Annotated in this window: 9 protein-coding genes; 3 read left to right on the forward strand and 6 right to left on the reverse strand. The window is 39.5% G+C overall.

Annotation, left to right across the window (positions count from 1 at the left end):
• The 6 genes from KV40_RS32815 to KV40_RS29985 form a co-directional block, all read right to left on the reverse strand.
• A partial coding sequence (locus KV40_RS32815; RefSeq protein WP_156114252.1) for a hypothetical protein occupies positions 1-677 on the reverse strand: 677 nt, incomplete at its 3' end.
• Positions 678-684: 7 nt separating this feature from the next.
• On the reverse strand, positions 685-1842 hold the full coding sequence (locus tag KV40_RS29965) for a substrate-binding domain-containing protein (RefSeq protein ID WP_052056097.1): 1158 nt from the start codon (positions 1840-1842) through the stop codon (positions 685-687).
• On the reverse strand, positions 1823-2866 hold the full coding sequence (locus KV40_RS29970) for an ABC transporter substrate-binding protein (protein ID WP_036489090.1): 1044 nt from the start codon (positions 2864-2866) through the stop codon (positions 1823-1825). The genes KV40_RS29965 and KV40_RS29970 overlap by 20 nt, the downstream gene beginning before the upstream one ends.
• A gap of 189 nt (positions 2867-3055) precedes the next feature.
• A complete protein-coding gene (locus KV40_RS29975; RefSeq protein ID WP_036489093.1) occupies positions 3056-6052 on the reverse strand; it encodes a plasmid replication protein, CyRepA1 family in 2997 nt (998 codons plus the stop codon).
• Between the two features lie 684 nt (positions 6053-6736).
• Positions 6737-8761 carry a type I DNA topoisomerase gene (gene topA / locus KV40_RS29980; protein ID WP_072013945.1) on the reverse strand — a complete coding sequence of 675 codons (2025 nt, stop codon included), beginning with the start codon at positions 8759-8761 and terminating at the stop codon, positions 6737-6739.
• A 108-nt stretch (positions 8762-8869) separates the two neighbouring features.
• Positions 8870-10270, reverse strand: coding sequence for a DUF3102 domain-containing protein (locus KV40_RS29985; RefSeq protein WP_036489096.1), 1401 nt, complete (start codon positions 10268-10270; stop codon positions 8870-8872).
• Between the two features lie 229 nt (positions 10271-10499).
• Between KV40_RS29985 and KV40_RS29990 the strand changes: the two genes are divergently transcribed.
• The 3 genes from KV40_RS29990 (at position 10500) to KV40_RS30005 (ending at position 16974) form a co-directional block, all read left to right on the forward strand.
• Complete coding sequence (locus KV40_RS29990; protein ID WP_172657365.1) at positions 10500-11996, forward strand: ShlB/FhaC/HecB family hemolysin secretion/activation protein; 1497 nt, start codon at positions 10500-10502, stop codon at positions 11994-11996.
• Positions 11997-13233: 1237 nt separating this feature from the next.
• Positions 13234-13797, forward strand: a complete 564-nt coding sequence (locus KV40_RS30000; RefSeq protein ID WP_172657366.1) for a hypothetical protein — start codon at positions 13234-13236, stop codon at positions 13795-13797.
• Positions 13798-13863: 66 nt separating this feature from the next.
• Positions 13864-16974: a helicase HerA domain-containing protein gene (locus tag KV40_RS30005; RefSeq protein WP_036489103.1), complete on the forward strand. Its 3111-nt coding sequence runs from the start codon at positions 13864-13866 to the stop codon at positions 16972-16974.

Below are 16974 nucleotides of genomic sequence, written 5' to 3' on the forward strand. Positions count from 1 at the left end.
GCTAGCAATGAAGCAACCAGCAATTGACTAGAACTCATTGCCAAACCAACAAATCCAAACTTGCTATAAGAAATGTTCGAGGCTAATAAACCACCTCCAACTAAAGCACAAATACTGCTAGACCATTTAAAGAAGTTAATCGAGCGTTTTAGTCTAGTTTGTTTGGGAATTATTCTAGTCTTTTCACTCCTAGCTTTTGTCTCTAGAACTCTTTCTAAACGTAATTGGAGCAGATCTTGTCTAGATATTCCAAAATAATCTTGCAGCTTATCTACTGAGTTATTGGCGAATCTAAAAAAGTCAATTCGATTAAATCTAATTTCCTCAAAAGTCTTGCCATAATTGAATCCTCGGTCGAATTCCAGCAAACATTTTTTAGTAAAGCGATAATTTTTAGGATTTTTAGGATAAACATATCTGGCACTTAGTTTTAAAATAAATACGTGAATTCGTTTGGTGGCAGGATCGTTACCCATACAAAAACCTACTATAAAGGCTTCCTCTTCTGGAGAATTTTTTTGCTTTAAGAGTACGTGCAGACAATCGTGATTGTAAAGACTAATTGCTCCAGGCAGTGCGATCGGACTTTGAGGATTTTCCAATAATCTTACTATTTTGGGAATATCTTCAGGTTTATCGAGCGAGATTTGAGATAATTGCTGTTGTAGTGTAACCATAATCAAATCAGTAAATAGTAACAGAACCAGCTTTTTCAACGTATCCTTGTCCCTGTTGAGAGATCAGAATATTGGCGTAGGCATAACCTGCCCATTCATCGAGAGTGTCGTCTTCGCGAATTACCAAAAATTGTCTTTTGGTTAGAGGATACGAGCCATTTTTGAAGGCATCTTTATTTGATTCTCCATTAATAAACGGTCGGACAAAGTTGTTTGAGTGAGGTGCGGCTAAATTTAGAGGCGCAATCAATTTTTGATTGGCAACTAAAGATGCTGAAGCCAACGATATCGCACCAGGAGTCCCGATGACTTTTCTCAGAACTTGAGTATTGTTGGTTGAGTATTGAGTAGTTTTCGTTGCCTCCTTAACGTCTAAAACTTCTAACTCTTCATCGCTAAGCAAGACGGGAACAACTGGTAAATCGATACCACCAAGCTGATTCCAGTTGGTAATCGCCCCTGCAAAAATATCTGTGACTTTATCCAAACTCAGTGCCGAAACACCAACACCACTATTAGCAAACACAACCACTCCATCTAAAGCAATTGGAACCTGTTTTAAACTTATTCCTCGCGCTTTGGCGGCAGCATATTCTTCTGCCGTTAAGGGACGACCATTAAAAGCAAAGCTGATTTCACCATCGGTCAACATCCTTATTCCTTCGCTATAGCTTGAATAAGGAGTCATTGGTTCGGTGTAGCGCAACTGAAATTCTGGGTAGGCATCAGCGATCGCATCATTTAGTCCCTGTGCTACTAAAGGAGCAAAAAATGCTCCTCCACCATAACTAAATAGACCCTGTGGAACGTTTTTTACTCGTTCGATAGTAGAGTAAGTTTGCACCCTGGGTTGTTCTAACTCCACCTCAGAGCGGTTAGAATTAATAAAGTAATTGCCCCAGAGAGTAACAGCTAAGGCAAAAACAACCACTCCCAACCAGGCACTAGGTTTTTGCAGATCTTTTTTAAACGCCCTTAGATAATTCCCACCAAAATTAAGTAATTCTTGATGATAAGATGCTGAATAATTTTTATTTTTTGGTCGCTCATTTAATGAAGTATGGCAAATGTAGCATTTGTCAGCCGTAGCTGGATTTTCCGTCCCACACTGCGAACAAGTTTTCGATGTTAGCGATTGTCGGCTATTACTGCTGGTTGAGGGCATAACGATCTACAAATTTAGAGTTAAATAATTTGGAAAAATTGGGCTTTTTATCCAGAGCTTTGAGGTTGTTTTCTAGAAATTCGGTAATTTTTTCGGCAGCAAAATTGAGATGCGCCATATCGTTGCCCTTGGAAAAGGCTTTTAAATTATCGGCAACGGAAAATATTTTCGTTCCTTCTTTGAATAGCTGTAGTTGCTCTGTATTTACCCCCGCTCGTCGAGCCATGATTTCATCGGCGCGTTGGGGATGTTGCTCTATAAAATCAAGGGTATCAAACCAAGTTTTCACTATGGCTCGAACTTCATCGGGTCGCTTATCGATCGCTTTTTGGCTAACCACTAATAAATCGGGGATACTACCTGGAAAATCTTTAGAGCTAACTATTTCTTTAGCTCCCTCGCGCTTTAGTGCTGTAAGCCAAAAGGGAGGAAAAGCTCCCACCGCATCGGTCTGTCCCGCAGCAAATGCCTCTACCGCCGCACCAGTTTCGATATCTACAATATTCACCTCCTCCCGCTTTATTCCGCTTTTTTCTAATGCCAGAGTTAATAAAAAGTCATCGACCACTCCTGCTTCTACAGCTACATCTTTACCTTTTAAATCCTCTACGCTATTGATTCGGTCGGCGGCGATAATCTTGTCGTTACCGAAAGAGTTGTCATTTACTAAAACTACTACTTCACCGTTTACAGCATTACCTGCAAATGAAATCGTATCGTTAAGGGTTTGAGAATTACCGTCTATTTGTCCTGCGGCTAGTGCTTCGAGCGATTCTAAATAGCTGTCGTACCAAATTAGTTTTACATTAACACCATTGTTAGCAAATAACCCTTCTTCTTCTGCTACTGCCCAAACCCACCAGCCAGCCCAATTGCTGTAGCCGATAGTAATGGAGTTATTGGCAACAGAATTAGTTGAAGCTGTAACCGATACTGACGAAGAGTTTTGCCAATAACTGGTAACAAAAAAGCTAATCAACATTACAACTGCCAAAGACCAAATGATTTTGGTAAGCTTGGTCATGAAATTCAAAATTTTGTGTATTTCTAGAAACTTGGGAAAACTCGCTTTTTAAAATGCAAGTATGAAGATTAATTTGAATGCTCTTGCCTGAAATTATAATGCAAATATGCGTAATATTACTAGGCAAATTTTAGGAACAAACAAATAAATTAATAATTATCTGATTTTGCTGCACCACTTCGACCGAACTCACGCAGCAAAATCAGTTTCCCCTGTATATTTGTAGAGATAGTAGCTCGACCAGTTTTCAAGAATTTCAGTTTCAACCGCATCCAAATTAAATTTAGAAGTAGCCGCCCCATAAATTCTCAAACGCTTGTTACCATTTCTTGAATTTTTCTGGTAGGGAAGCTTCTTGCCAATTTGTTTGAAAATTTTCTGAACTACTGTAATCGGACTGTCGGTAATAGCAATACCACAACCTAGAATTTGATTGAACCTAACCAAATCTAGCCCAACGAACTGTTTGAGTTCGATTAATTCTGGCGAGTTGTTACTCCACTGAGTTTCCCGTCGCTCGAATCTTTCTAAATTGAGGAGTTCGAGTAATTTTACTTTACTAATGCTAATTTTCTGATTGAAATCTGGAATAAAGAAGCTTCCATTATTTCGTTCTTGAGTTTTTTCCAGTAGTTCGCGATCGCTACGTTCTAAATATTCTCTTCCCTTGGTTAACCAAAATCGTAATCGCAAAGCGGAGTAGAGTTTTTTTCGCTCGGCTGCGACTAGTTCGGGTGTAATTTCTGCAATTGAATATTTTTGTTGAAGTTTGTATTTATCTAATTGTGCCTGTTGAGCCGCACTTAGGTTTCGTTTGCGTTCTAATAAAGAAGCATCGGTGTGGGATAGCTCATGGGCAGTTGCGACGGTCGTATTTTCAGATCTTACCGACTCCGCTCTAATTTCTTTCCGTTCCTCCCAGGCTCTTTGCAACGCATCGTCATCATGGGGAAACCGTGTAATTATTTGCCATCCTTCTTCTTCTAACTGATAGAGTAAAATTTCTCGATAGTAATATTTTTCCCGATTGGCGATCGCTCCGACAACGGACCAATATTTAGTTAGGGGACAAACATTAGATTCAATCAACTGTTCGGCAGCTTTAGATCCTAAAAGCTGTAATCCTAGTTTGGCTTCTCCCTTTTGGTCGGTTAAAAGTTCAATTGGGTTAGTTGAAGCCGAACCGATAAATCCTTGACCGATTTTGGGACACCAAAGATATCGGGGAACTAAAAAGTCACGCAACCGCACTAGCTGCTGACGAACTGAATTAGGAGTTAGATTGCCCGACTGGAAGCTAAATACCGCATCGAAATAACCATCGACTTCATCGATTGATATTCCCGTACAAATGGTGGGAGAGGCAATAATTATTTGGTAGTTGCCAAGATAAATCAATTCTTTTAAGCGATCGCCATTAATGTTAAATGCTGGATGAGTAGGATCGCCTGTAGTAGTACTGTCAATTCTTAAAATCTCTGATGGCAAATAGTGTTTTTTAGCTAATTCTTCTAAATTTATCGTCCCGTCGCTGCTTTCGGGCTTTTGTGCGCTGGTAACGATAAACAGATTTTTCTGTTGCTTCATCTGAGCGACGAGATCGGCACGAATCTGTTTGGGAGACGGTTCGTCGTAAAAATATAACTTTCCTAACTCTGACTTATATTCATTGACTAGAGTAAAAGTATTGTCTTCTAATTCGTCTCTAGTTATTTCTCTATCCGAGTATAACTGAATCAATTCATAGATAAGCTCTACCGACTCAACATTAGCATCGGCATCTAACAGCCGAATAGGTTTATTATTTGCCCAACAATCTGCTAGTTTTTGTCCGAGGGTAGCCAGAACTAGCTTGCGATATTTTTTAAGTTCTGTAGAGCCAAATGCTAAATGACCCAAAGATTGTGTAAATTCGTCCATAATCAGACCCGCATCGCTCCAGTGTTCGGGGTGGAACGGAACGGAATTATCGGGAGTAAAGCTATCGAGACATAAACTATAGCCGAGGGCATTTCTCAATGAAACCGTTCCTTTTTCGGTTCTGTAGGGCAGACCCAATCTAATCCCTGCCTCTCTTGCCAACCGCTCTAAATGTACCAGATTGATAGTCGCTATGCCGTTTCTTTGGTCTGTCGCCACTAGATCGGTTACAATCTCGGTTTTTCCCGTACCCTTGGCACTTTTGACAATTAAAAGTTTAGCCAAAGCTGCTTCGGCAATATCGGCTAACTCTAAATATTTTTTGTTAACGGATTTAATTTTTCCTGGTAGCTGTTGAGATTTGTCGAATTTAAGATAATTACGAGCATTCTGGTAACACTTTCTAATGATTTTCTGGCAGTAGCGTTCGCCATATTTATTCTGTAATAAATAAATAAAGTCATCAATTCCTTTAGAAGTACCGCTCCAGCTAATCCGCCTAACTTTAGAAGCTCCCGATTTAGTTAAAGTCGTTCCTAATTTCAAGGACTGTAAATTAACTGCCTTTTTAGTTTTGGGTTTTTCATCCTGGTCGAAGGTTAGATAAAAGTTTCTTTGAGGCGCGAATAGAGCCAGCCAGGGATGAAGTTTTTTACTACCCTTGAATTCCCTCCAGGTGGTAATGGAAGTTACGGCGATCGCACATCTGCCAATCGAGAGCAAAGATAGTGCCTTTTTACCTCCTTCGGCAATACTAATAGGAATTATTGGGTTGTCTAAAACGGCAAGCCAGAACCAGGAACACTCATTCTCGTCAACTATTCCCATAACCAACTCATGAGGAGCGTATTTTTGAGTTAGTTCCAAAAAGTTTAAGCCAGCCGAGCGAAAGATTAAAGAGGCAATCGCATAGCTGACTTTAGGGAAAATTGGGTCGAAAGAAGAATTTTTTGGCAGGTCGTATTTAATTGGTTTGCCATCCGAACCAATTCGGGGTGAATTGGGTTTAAAGCACCGCAATTCTGGCCCTCTATTCCAATCGGTAGGATTGTAACCTTTAATGCCCCAACCACCTTTGAGTGGTTCTTTATAGGCTCGTAAATAACCATCGCGCACTCTACCATCGTTTCTTCTAGCAGTAGACGGTAAATACTGAAAATACCATTCGGCAATTTCGGTTTCATCTAAGGATAGAAGATTTAAATCTATTAAAGTGCGATCGATACCGCTCTGCCGCCATTCGTGCGCGTGGGTTTCTAAGTACATTTGTAACTCCAGAAAATATGTAGGGTTTTCTCTGGCTGTTACTTACTCGGCTACTTAAATTCAACTAAACCCAAAGTTTTTTGCGGTAAACACTACTCCATACACCGCACACTAAGTCATAATAAAGATTCATTCAGGTTGCTGTTTTGTTTGTTTTACAACAGCTTTGAATTTCGATTGTCAGTCGAAATTCTGGACTTAGTTAGCTTAGAGATAGGTTTGGTTGAGTTCGAGCGATGCCAAGCAAGCGACAGCACTTTCCTCTTACGACCAAACTAAATAATTCTTAATCTAGAACGGCTATGAGGATTGCTTGTCGTAGCTCATTTCTGGGTTCTAATAATTGTTTGCAGCACAAAATTTCTGTCAAACCTTGTCAAACAGAATGCTCAGTTGATACAATCAACCCAGAAGTGTTTTAATTTAGCTCTATAAACTAGGACATAATTAAACCTCCTGTTTTTATAGGGTTTGCAAAACCACTCTCTTTAATTTTCGGTTTTTCCGAAGTTAGAGTTAACAACTAAATATCAGCCTCCTTAACTATGGGGTTTACAAAAATGAACGCCGATGTCCTTCGCCAAAAAGAGTCGGTGTTCTGCAATTTTAGGCACATCCGAATAAATATCCGTAATCTGCTTGGTTAGCATTGTAACCTGAAGAAAGCAGTAGAGCTATAGTCACCTATTTTTTTCGGCGAATTTTGGCGATTTTGGTATTGGTACGATCGCATTTTTTAACAATTCGAGCTTTTTTAATGGGCTTTGTAGGCAAAGATTTAGCGTTCGACGAAGAATTAGAACCTAACTCCCCAAATTTGGGACTCCAAAACTTATTAGCTTTAGTTGAAAAAAAGTAGACAGCTTGTTTGTGGTTTGGTTGTTTCCTGGCTTCGGGATCGGAACATCGGAGAAGACTTTTGTTTTTGCCTTCTTTAGTATAAGTATACTCCTCCAAAGGTTTTTGGCAAACTGGACAAAAATATTTCGTAGCAGAAATTTTTCCTTGAGCTTTAGGGGCAGTAAAATTCGGAAGTTGTTGTCTTGCGCGGGCGATCGCTGGAGCAAAGTAAGTGTGATACCAATTGGCAAAATGTTTTTGCCAATTTAGTTCTCCCGAAGCAACTTTGTCCAAATCGCTTTCCATTAAAGAGGTATAACCAGCATCAATCAGTTCTGGGAAAAACTTTTGCAAGAAAATGTTTACTCGCATTCCCAACTCAGTTGGAAAAAGCTTCTTCTTAGACAATCTAACGTATTGTCTAATTTTAAGTGTTGCCACTGAAGCAGAATAGGTACTAGGTCTACCAATACCTTTTTTCTCCATCAACGCCACTAATTGGGGTTCGCTGAGGCGAGAGGGGGGATTTGTCCGTTTTTTCTCGAACTGAGCATTATCGGGATTGAGAATTTGTCCTTCTGCCAAATCGGGCAATTCAAGCTCGGCACTAAGGTCGTGCCAATACCTCGCGTAGCCTAAAAAGCTAACTGTTTGCCCCTTAGCTTGCCAAAAAGTCTCCTGGCATTTGGAAACCACCGTAGTTTTATTTAAAACCGCGCTGCGACATTGAGAAGCAAGCGATCGCTTCCAGATTAAAACGTAGAGATTAAAAGCGTCGGCTTCTATTAATGTTTTTAACCTCGAAGAAGGAAGCTCAATGTTAGTCGGTCGAATTGCCTCATGACCTTCCTGAGCATTTTTGGTGTTGCGATGTTTGGTAACTTTATCGGGAATATTGTTGGGGTCTTTAGTCGTCAGCCAGTTACGAGCGGCAGTACAGAAATCATCGCTGAGGTTAACCGAATCGGTTCGCATATAGGTAATGTAGCCTTGTTCGTAGAGGGTTTGTGCTAGCTGCATGGTTCGTTCGGGGCTAAAGCCGAGTTTCGCTCCTGCTGTTTGCTGTAGCGTTGAGGTAGTAAACGGAGGAGGAGGCTTCTTAGCAACTTTTGTTCGTTCTAAATTGACAAGAGAATGCTGCGTTGAAGTGGCGAGTCGAACTAAATTTGCTGCCTCATCCTGCTGGAAAATGCGTTTGGATTCTGAGGAATTATCATTCTCTTTTTCTGTGGCACTGCCACCGCAGTAAAAAGCTCGAAATCCTTCGGCGTAGTCTACAAAAACTGAGAAATAATCGACAGGCTTAAAATTGATTATTTCTCGTTCTAATTCACAAACTAAGTGTAGTACCGCCGACTGCACTCTGCCCATGCTTTTTGCTCCGATATTCTGCGCCCAAAGCAGAGGAGAGCCTTTATATCCGACGCATTTATCGAAACAGGCTCTAGCTAATCCTGCCTCGACCAGATTCATGTCAATATCGCGATAATTAGCGACCGCACTAGATATAGCTTTTTGGCTAATTTCATTAAAGCTAATGCGACGGGGGTTATGTAGGTTGAGGATTTGAGCTAAGTGCCAACTAATCGTTTCTCCTTCGCGGTCGGGGTCGGTAGCTAGATAGACTATCTCGGCTGCACGAACTGCCTTTTTTAATTCTGCTACAGTTCGTTTGGCTTTAGAATCAGTCAATTGATAGCGGCAGTTGACGCGATTTCCTACAATATCGAATCCTAAATTGTCCTCTCCATCGTGTGCCAGTTGTCGCACATGACCTTTGCTAGCCATTACAGTCCAGCCTTCTGCGGGCAAAAATTCACTTATCTTTTTGAGCTTTCCCGTACTTTCAATAATTACAAGCTTATTCATTTTTAAAATTGCCAAACTGATTATATTTGCGAATCGATCCTGCAAATAAATCCTAAATGTATAATTATTCTACATTTAAATTACTACGTTAGAAAGAAAAATTTAAATTCATCGAGATGCTCTATTTTCTTCCCATATTTTGACAATTTCATCGCACCGCTGAAGATTTGGCTCGGCAATCCAGCAAATAAGTTCTAGCTCATGAGCCATTAAGAGCAGTTTTGGATAGGGCAAAAAAGCAAACAATATGTTTTCCTGAAAATAAGTAAATTCTTTCATACCACTCCGCATAAATTTTAGGTTAGCAGCTACCTCTTCTTCGCCTTGCGGAGCATTATTACGGAAGATAGTTTCGGTTAGACCGTACACGGAGGGAAATATAGAACTTCTCTCTCCCCAGTCTGAAGTCATAGGAAAAGCAATGCTAAAAGTAATATCTTCAGGCAGGCGATCGCTAAATTCTCTGGCTGTGGGATGACCGCAATATAACAAATGCGGTCCTAATTCTATAAACCGTTTTTTTCTGATAACGTTGACAATTTCTGGCTTTTTTTCTGGCTTTTTATCGGTTTTAGTAGTATCTATATCGGCAGATGTATTAACATTTACAGTAACCTCTTCTTGACTTTCATTTTCTTTTTGTGCTATTCCCTCATCGTAAACTTGTCTCATTTGTTTGAGCTTTTTGACCGAAATTTTTTTCCCGCTACTGGAAAGTTTGATAACTCGCTGGCGAAAATCTTCTGGTACTGAGTCCGAGGCTAAGCGATACAAAATGGTAACGTTCAAGCCAGAATTTACTATATCTGCTCTACGATTGCCAAACGTTTCCCAAAGACGCATAAATTGGGCTATCGACGTGTAGTGAAACCCCGTTTCTTTTTCGACCCATTCTCTAAACTTACCATGAGGCAATAATCTCTTTACCTCGGTTAATCTCTTTCCAGCTTCGAGAGTGCTTTCAATAGTATTTCTGATTAAACCTTTAATTTCTGTTGCTTCTTCCTTAAGATGTAAGATTAACGAAGCGTCAAGCTCGCCGTAGTCGAATCCTACATCCAGAGCGGATGAACTTTCTATTAAATCGGAATCCTCTCGTTCGACATACTGAGAAATATATCGAACTAACTCATTTGTAAAATTTTGGTAGTTTACTGGCTTGCAATAAATCTTTTCCAACCACTCTTTACTTGCGGCAATTGAATTCAATTCAGATTCGGTTTTATGAGCGGAAATAACAAACCCTAAAACGTCTTTCTTATCAAATTTCGCTTGCTCGATTAACACGTCTCCATTTATCTGAGGGAGAATTATGTCTATAACCGCTATGGTCATTATTCCTCTACGGCAATTTTCTTCAATCTGCTTGAAACCTTCGTTGCCTTCAGCAAAACTTTGGAGCAACACTCGCTCTGTATTTAAGGTTTTAGATATGATTTCAGTTACGCATTTGTTAAAGTCGCGCTCATCATCAATTAATATTACAGAAACAAGTTTTCGATCGCTCATTAAGACAAATTTAATATGGCTGTATTTTTCTCTAAATACCAATATATAGCATTTTTGCGAGCCTTGATTTTTACGGTCGTTGCCGTCCCAATTGCAAGCAAAACTAACTACCAAACAGAAATTTCTGAAGATGACGTTAAAACTTTATAAATTTAAATTCTGGAATCTTATCTTTATTTCGCTTCTAAGTTTCCCAATTCAGAGTTTGAATGCCCAAGAAAGCAGTAAAATGCGCCAAAATGTAAAAATTGCGCCAGAGCGCATTACTATTTCGGGCAATACCGTATTTTCCGACTCAGAGCTGATTAAAAAGTTAGAAAAATTTCGCGGTAAAAAACTTTCTGTATACGTTTTGAACGATATGGCAGCAGAAATTGAAAATTTATACACTTCCAAAGGATACCGTAACTCAGGAGCATACATACCGCAGCAAGAGGTTTCTAGTTCTGGCTCGTTAAAATTACAAGTAATTGAGGGCAAGATAGAGTCAATTGAGATCGATGGCTTAGAAAATCTTAACAAAAGCTATGTCAATTCTTTTTTCTCTTCACTAAGATCGAAACCCTTAAACGTAAAAACTATCAATGAAAAACTAGCTTTATTAGAGCGAAGCGACGCAATTGAAAACGTCAGTGCAGAACTAATAAATGGAACTCAACCAGGCACAGACATACTTCTTGTTAGTGTAGAAGAAGCTCCCGTCTGGAAAAATTCTTGGAATTTTAATAATTGGCGATCGCCAATTGCTGGAGAATACACGGCGACTGCTACTAGTAGCTATCGAAGTATTTTAGGTTCAGAAGACGAGCTTTACGGTAGCTATAGTTTGTTTGAAGGGGCTGATGCCTTTTCGATTGGCTACCAAATTCCTGTTACTAGCAATCGCGGCACTTTAAGCATAGAGTATCAGAATAATCAAAGCCGCATTGTCGATAATATTTTGGAGGACTTGGGTATTCGCTCGGAATCCGATATGCTTTCTTTAGGCTTTAATCAACCAATTGCTAACAACTTCGAGCGTGAAATTGCTTTGGCGATTTCATTCGAACGAACCGAGAGCCGTACTTTTATAGATGGCGATTTTCCCTATTCTTTTAGCGAAGGTTCACAAGATGGTCGTTCGGCAGTGTCAGTTTTGAGTTTGGCTGGAAACTGGACGGAAAGAGGACAAAAATCTGTCTGGAATTTCTACTCTCAATTGAATTTCGGCTTGGACGCATTTGACGCTACAGTTAATGATAATGCTCCCGATGGAATATTTTTTAGCTGGTTAGGACAGTCCGAATGGGTACGAGTTTTAAATCGAAGTGAAAATGCCGATTTATTGTTTGTAACTCGTTTATCGGGGCAACTAACCCCAGACGATTTGCTTCCTGTCGAACAGTTTGTGCTAGGTGGTGTTGGTACTGTTCGCGGTTATCGACAGAATCAAGAAGTAGGAGATAATGCTCTTGTTGCTAATATCGAACTTGTCGTTCCTCTCGTCGGAAACAATAATAGTTCCTCTCAAATAAGGTTGATTCCTTTTGTCGATTTTAGTAGAGTTTGGAACGTACAGGGGACAAATTCAGCTTATCTTAGCAGCTTTGGTTTTGGTTTTCGCTGGCAATTAAGAGAAATTTTATCTCTAAGAGTTGATTGGGGAATACCTTTAGTTGAAGTCAGCGACTTTGATAACTCCCTGCAAGATAGCGGAATTTCTTTTTCTTTTCAATTACAACCATAATTAGCTTATGTTAAATAGTCTACTATGGATTATTCTAGCGGGTTACTTAGTCTTATTTTGCTTCTTTAAACGATTAGTAGCACGGCGAGCTAGTGAAAAAGTTACTCATCGCTACAATCGGCAAACAGGTTTAGTTGAAAAAGTTTGAACATTTTAAGTTTCGCTCTCAAATAGATTTTCCAGACGCAAATTAGAGCGTCGCGAATTACTATTACTTGGCATTTTTTTCTTCCTTAACGAACTCATTACTCGAACAATGAACTCTTGTTCAACTCCGTAAATCCTGTTAGGTAACGATTTAATCTTTGATTAAATCGAGGTAGTTCACATATTAAATGTTGTTGTCAGTAGCTTTCGTCCGATTGTAATGAGCGTAATACGTACTTTTGCTTATATCTACGATTCTACAAATCGTATCGATATTATGTTTAGTACTATTTCTCAGGCTATTTATCATTATGTCGATTTCTTTGGTATAAACTGTACGTCTTCCTGGTTTTCTACCATTGCTTTCAATTGTTTTTAGACGTTTTTTTGAAGCTTCAGTCATTTTTGCGGTTTTGATCGAACTCAGGTCGGATAAAACAGAATATTGGGGTTGATGAGTAAAATAGACCTGTTCAACATTCAGACAAACCAAAGTAATTCTTCGCTCGACTATAGTACAAAAGTTATCGAAAATTTTTGAAAAAGTGTCTCCCAAATAGTCGAGGGTTTCAATCACCAAAATACTTTCTGTTTCTATAGACTCTAGGCAAATTTTGCTGATGCTCGACATTTGGAATGAAGAAACTTCTAATCCAAGTCTTTTTAATATTTGATGAGATTGAGAAAGACTTTTTTCTCTTAACAAGTTGTAACAAATTTTCACTAGTTTAATCTGGTAGTTTGTTGTAGTAGAACAAAGTAACTATAAATATAGTAGATTCTATTTATTTAGGCGGTAGTTAAGGCTAAATAAAGATTTTTTTTGAGAAAAAAAAGAACACCACCGAAGTTGGTTATCTTCTCAAAAGATATTCTAAAGGGGATTTGAGAAAGCAAAATGTCTAAAAATTTTTTATCATAAATCAAAGTAAAAAAGAAAGCTGCTGCTCATCTACACGGTGGTAGCGAATAAAAGTTTAAGCGCAAAATTCTTTAATAATGGTGGACTACAAATAAAATGTACTTATTGCCGAGCAAGATAAAGCAGTCTAGAGACTTAACGAAATTCGATCGTTTTTGGCAGAACTTGTTGCCAAATTCAGTCAAAAAAATAATGCCTCATTGGGGAATTACGGCAGTTGGGCTTTCTTTAGCGGCTATACTGTCATACTCGGAACTTTTAGTTACGATGACAACTTTATTTTGGGCTTCACTCTTTTTTGCTTTTTGTTTTAGATGGTTAAACAACTTAAGTCCTTATATTGAAAAGCAAAAATGGATAATACCTTTATATCATGGCATTTTGTTTGCTTTTGTTGCCAAACCAGTAATGGCACAAGGCACTTTTGGAGCGGCAGCTTGTCAGACTAGTGGTTTATTCGCTACGGTCGGTTCGTATACTGAAACCGTATTTAGCGCAGTTTCTTTTGGTGCTATAGGGGGAGCGACACTAAGTACTTTAATCTGTCAGGTTATAGGATTTTTGACTCTGGCAATTATCTTGGGATTTTTAGGAGTATTAGGCTATGTAGCTTTTCAAATAGGCTATCAAAGACAGCCAGTATCCACAACCCTAGATCCGCTCTTTGGCTTTCTAATTTTTGCTGGTGGAGCAACTATGATGATCGCAGTAATGCTTGGTACGACTGTATAGCGATAGAAAGTTTTGACTTTTTACTGTTAAAGCCTACACATACTTGTATTATGAGGATCGAGAGTTTTGAGAGAGAAAGACTTAAACAACGGTCAGATAAATTCAATGGTCGGTACGGCATTGGGATATGGATTTATAGCACCCGAACAATTAGGTTACTTTATGGCAATCTTCGCTTGCTGTATCCCCTTTATGTTTGCCGACCCGCTTAAAGGATTGATAATATTTGCTTGCATCTATGGACTGTTTTGGATTTTAACGGGCAACGATCCTAGTAAGTTTTTCGAGAGATTCAAACGACCCAAACGTTATATATCAGAAGAGACTCAGGTAAACTTCGATCGCAGTGGAGTTCCAAAGAAGGAATCTAGCAAAAGAAATGCTACGGTCTTTAACATAAAAGGAAAAAATCATACTTTCCATCACATAGAACCCAAGTTCTGTTTGAGAACCTACGGGCAAATCGAACTCGATGCTAAAAAAATTGGGTTCTATCTACTACGTCGCGGTCCGCAGGTAATGATAATTCTTTGCTGGAAGATTGCTGGTTACGATCCCTCGATGACGGGAGAACAAGCGTTAGCCATTTTAACTTCAGCAACCGACGCGCTAAATATGCTGCCAAAGGACATAGATCTTAAAGTCTATGAAGATATTAATAGCTCTGCAAGCAAGTATTTAAATATGCAGCGAGAGCTACAGAGTAAAAATTGTGATGTTCTCAGCCAAAAAATTATGGCATCGAGAATGGAAAAAGGCGAGCAGCTAGCAGATGAGGGAAGATTACAGACTAATAATATCTTGATTTTTGCCAAATATCGCGTTCCGTTGGGACAGGATTATGCAGTCAAGCAAAATTGGTTGGATGAAATGCTAGCTCAAACCCAACCTCTAGTAGGAATGTTTAGAGGAAAGCAGTTCGACTCGAAATCTGCCTGGAAAAAGGTATTAGATTCAGCCTATTACTATGCCTACCAGCAAGTAAATAATTTGCTGACGAATAATAAAGGGTTTGGCTTGCAAGCTACTTCGCTAAACGTCTTTCAGCTTTGGGCTAGAGATTATTTAGAATTGCACGAACCGCCCGTAATTCCCGTACCGCAATATATTATTTACAACAATGAAGGATTGCAGCCGCCAGTCATCAATTCGGGAACTCATGTATTGGGCAGTCTTTTCGAGCCTGCCGATGGTGTTAGTACGGTTCCACACTTCGACAACAACCATGTTTATTTTCCCCACAACAATAAGTTTGCTGCGTTTGTACGTATCGGACAAATTCAAAAATATCCCCCAGATAAGCAAAACGTTGCGTTGGGGTATACGCGCTATCTTTGGAATATCATAGCCGATAAAACCACGATTACAGACTGCCGAGTAATTTCGGAATTAACCGCAGACAGGTCGGGTTTTGAAATGATACAGCTAGATCGTATTACTTCCAATTCGGTAAAGCGAGAAGCACTGGCAGCTAAAAAACAAACTGTTGATGTAGTTGCCATGCGAAGGCGGGAGCAAGCTGTAGAAGCAAGAGATCTACTAGAAGAAAAAAATATTCCTTTTTGGGTTAGCCTGGGAATTTGGCTCTACCGAGATACCAAAGAAAAGCTAGAGCAGGATCTTAGCAATCTCTGCCAGCAAATTCCCTCGGCGGCGGTAGAAAGAGTAGAAAATTGTGTAGAGCATATTTGGTTTCAATCGCAAACCTTTGAGTGGGAGGCTTTTTTAACCAAGCCCAATCATCGTCGCCAAAAATACTTTGGTTTTCAGTCGCTTCCTCTGATTCCTCTAATTAAAAGTAAAACCATCAATCGACGTGGCATGATGTTTTTGACTAGAGAATTAAATACACCAGTTTACTTAGACATCGCCAATGAAAAAAATCATACGGGAATTTTTGCTAAAACTGGTGCTGGAAAGTCAAACATCATTTTAGAGATGTTGTTTGAATACGTTATCTACGGTCAACGGGTAGTGCTGTTCGATTTTCCCCGACCAGATGGAACGAGTACATATACCGTACTCGTTCCCCTGCTGCAAAAGTTAGGAGTAAAAGCTGCCTATCATAACGTTCGAGAAAACACGATCGATATTGTCGAACTACCAGATCTTCGCGAAGCGAGCAGCCCTGAAAATTACGAGGAACGCTGGAATGATACTATCAAATCTCATGTTAGGCTTCTGTGTGCTATTGTTATGGGGATAAGCAATAATCCCGATCGAGAGATCTTGGTAAATTCGCTTTTAAGCGAATGTTACGCGAGTTTTCACGAGCGAGAGGAGATAAAAAAGCGTTATCGAGAAGCAATTGAAGGCGGTTATGGTTCGACGGCATACAATAATATGCCAATTTACGAAGATTTTGTCGATTTTGCCGAAGAATGGTTTGCCAACTACATCGAGAAAAAACAGCAAAAAATCGATTCCGAGTTATCTAGAGAAACTATAGATTTAATATTAATTCAGTTGCGAGGTATACTTAAAACTTCTCTGGGAAGATCGATTAATGGCATTAGTTCTTTCGATACCAATGTCGATGTGTTGGTGATAGGATTGACCGACGTTTCGGAAGATTTAGATTCTCTACTATATGCAATGACGGGATTAAACGTGCTGTTTCGAGGGGCGTTTAGCTCGAAACGCTCTTTATTAGGAATTGATGAAGGCACGATATTATATAAATTCCGTTTTTTTGCCAAGCAAACTGGAATTGTTCCCGTACACGGACGTAAGTGGGGATGTAATTTTTTGATTGCCGCTCAGGAAACTTCAACGATCGCCAATTCTGTAGTAGGTGACGAGATATTTGACAATTTAGATAATATTTTCTGTGGATGTATAGAAAGTACCGCTATTGATAAAATGGCACGGTTGGGTTTTCGCCGCTCGATTCTCAACCTGTACACGACAGATGCTTACAAACCAAGTGGAGAACTCTTGCAATCCTACTGGTATTTAAAGCGGGGAGATAGACATTTTGAAGTAGCACACGCACCTAGCGACCTGCTGCTAGCATTAGGAGCAACCGAGCCTGAAGAAGAATATGTAAGAGCGAATATAAGAAGTCAATATGATGATGAGATCGAAGCACTCGAAGAATTTGCCAGAATTAATGTAGAGGCTAAAAAATCGGGGATTCCCATTAAATCGTACTATTCTCAAGTAGCACAATCTTAA

It is taken from the genome of Myxosarcina sp. GI1 (assembly GCF_000756305.1).
Classification (GTDB): Bacteria; Cyanobacteriota; Cyanobacteriia; order Cyanobacteriales; family Xenococcaceae; genus Myxosarcina.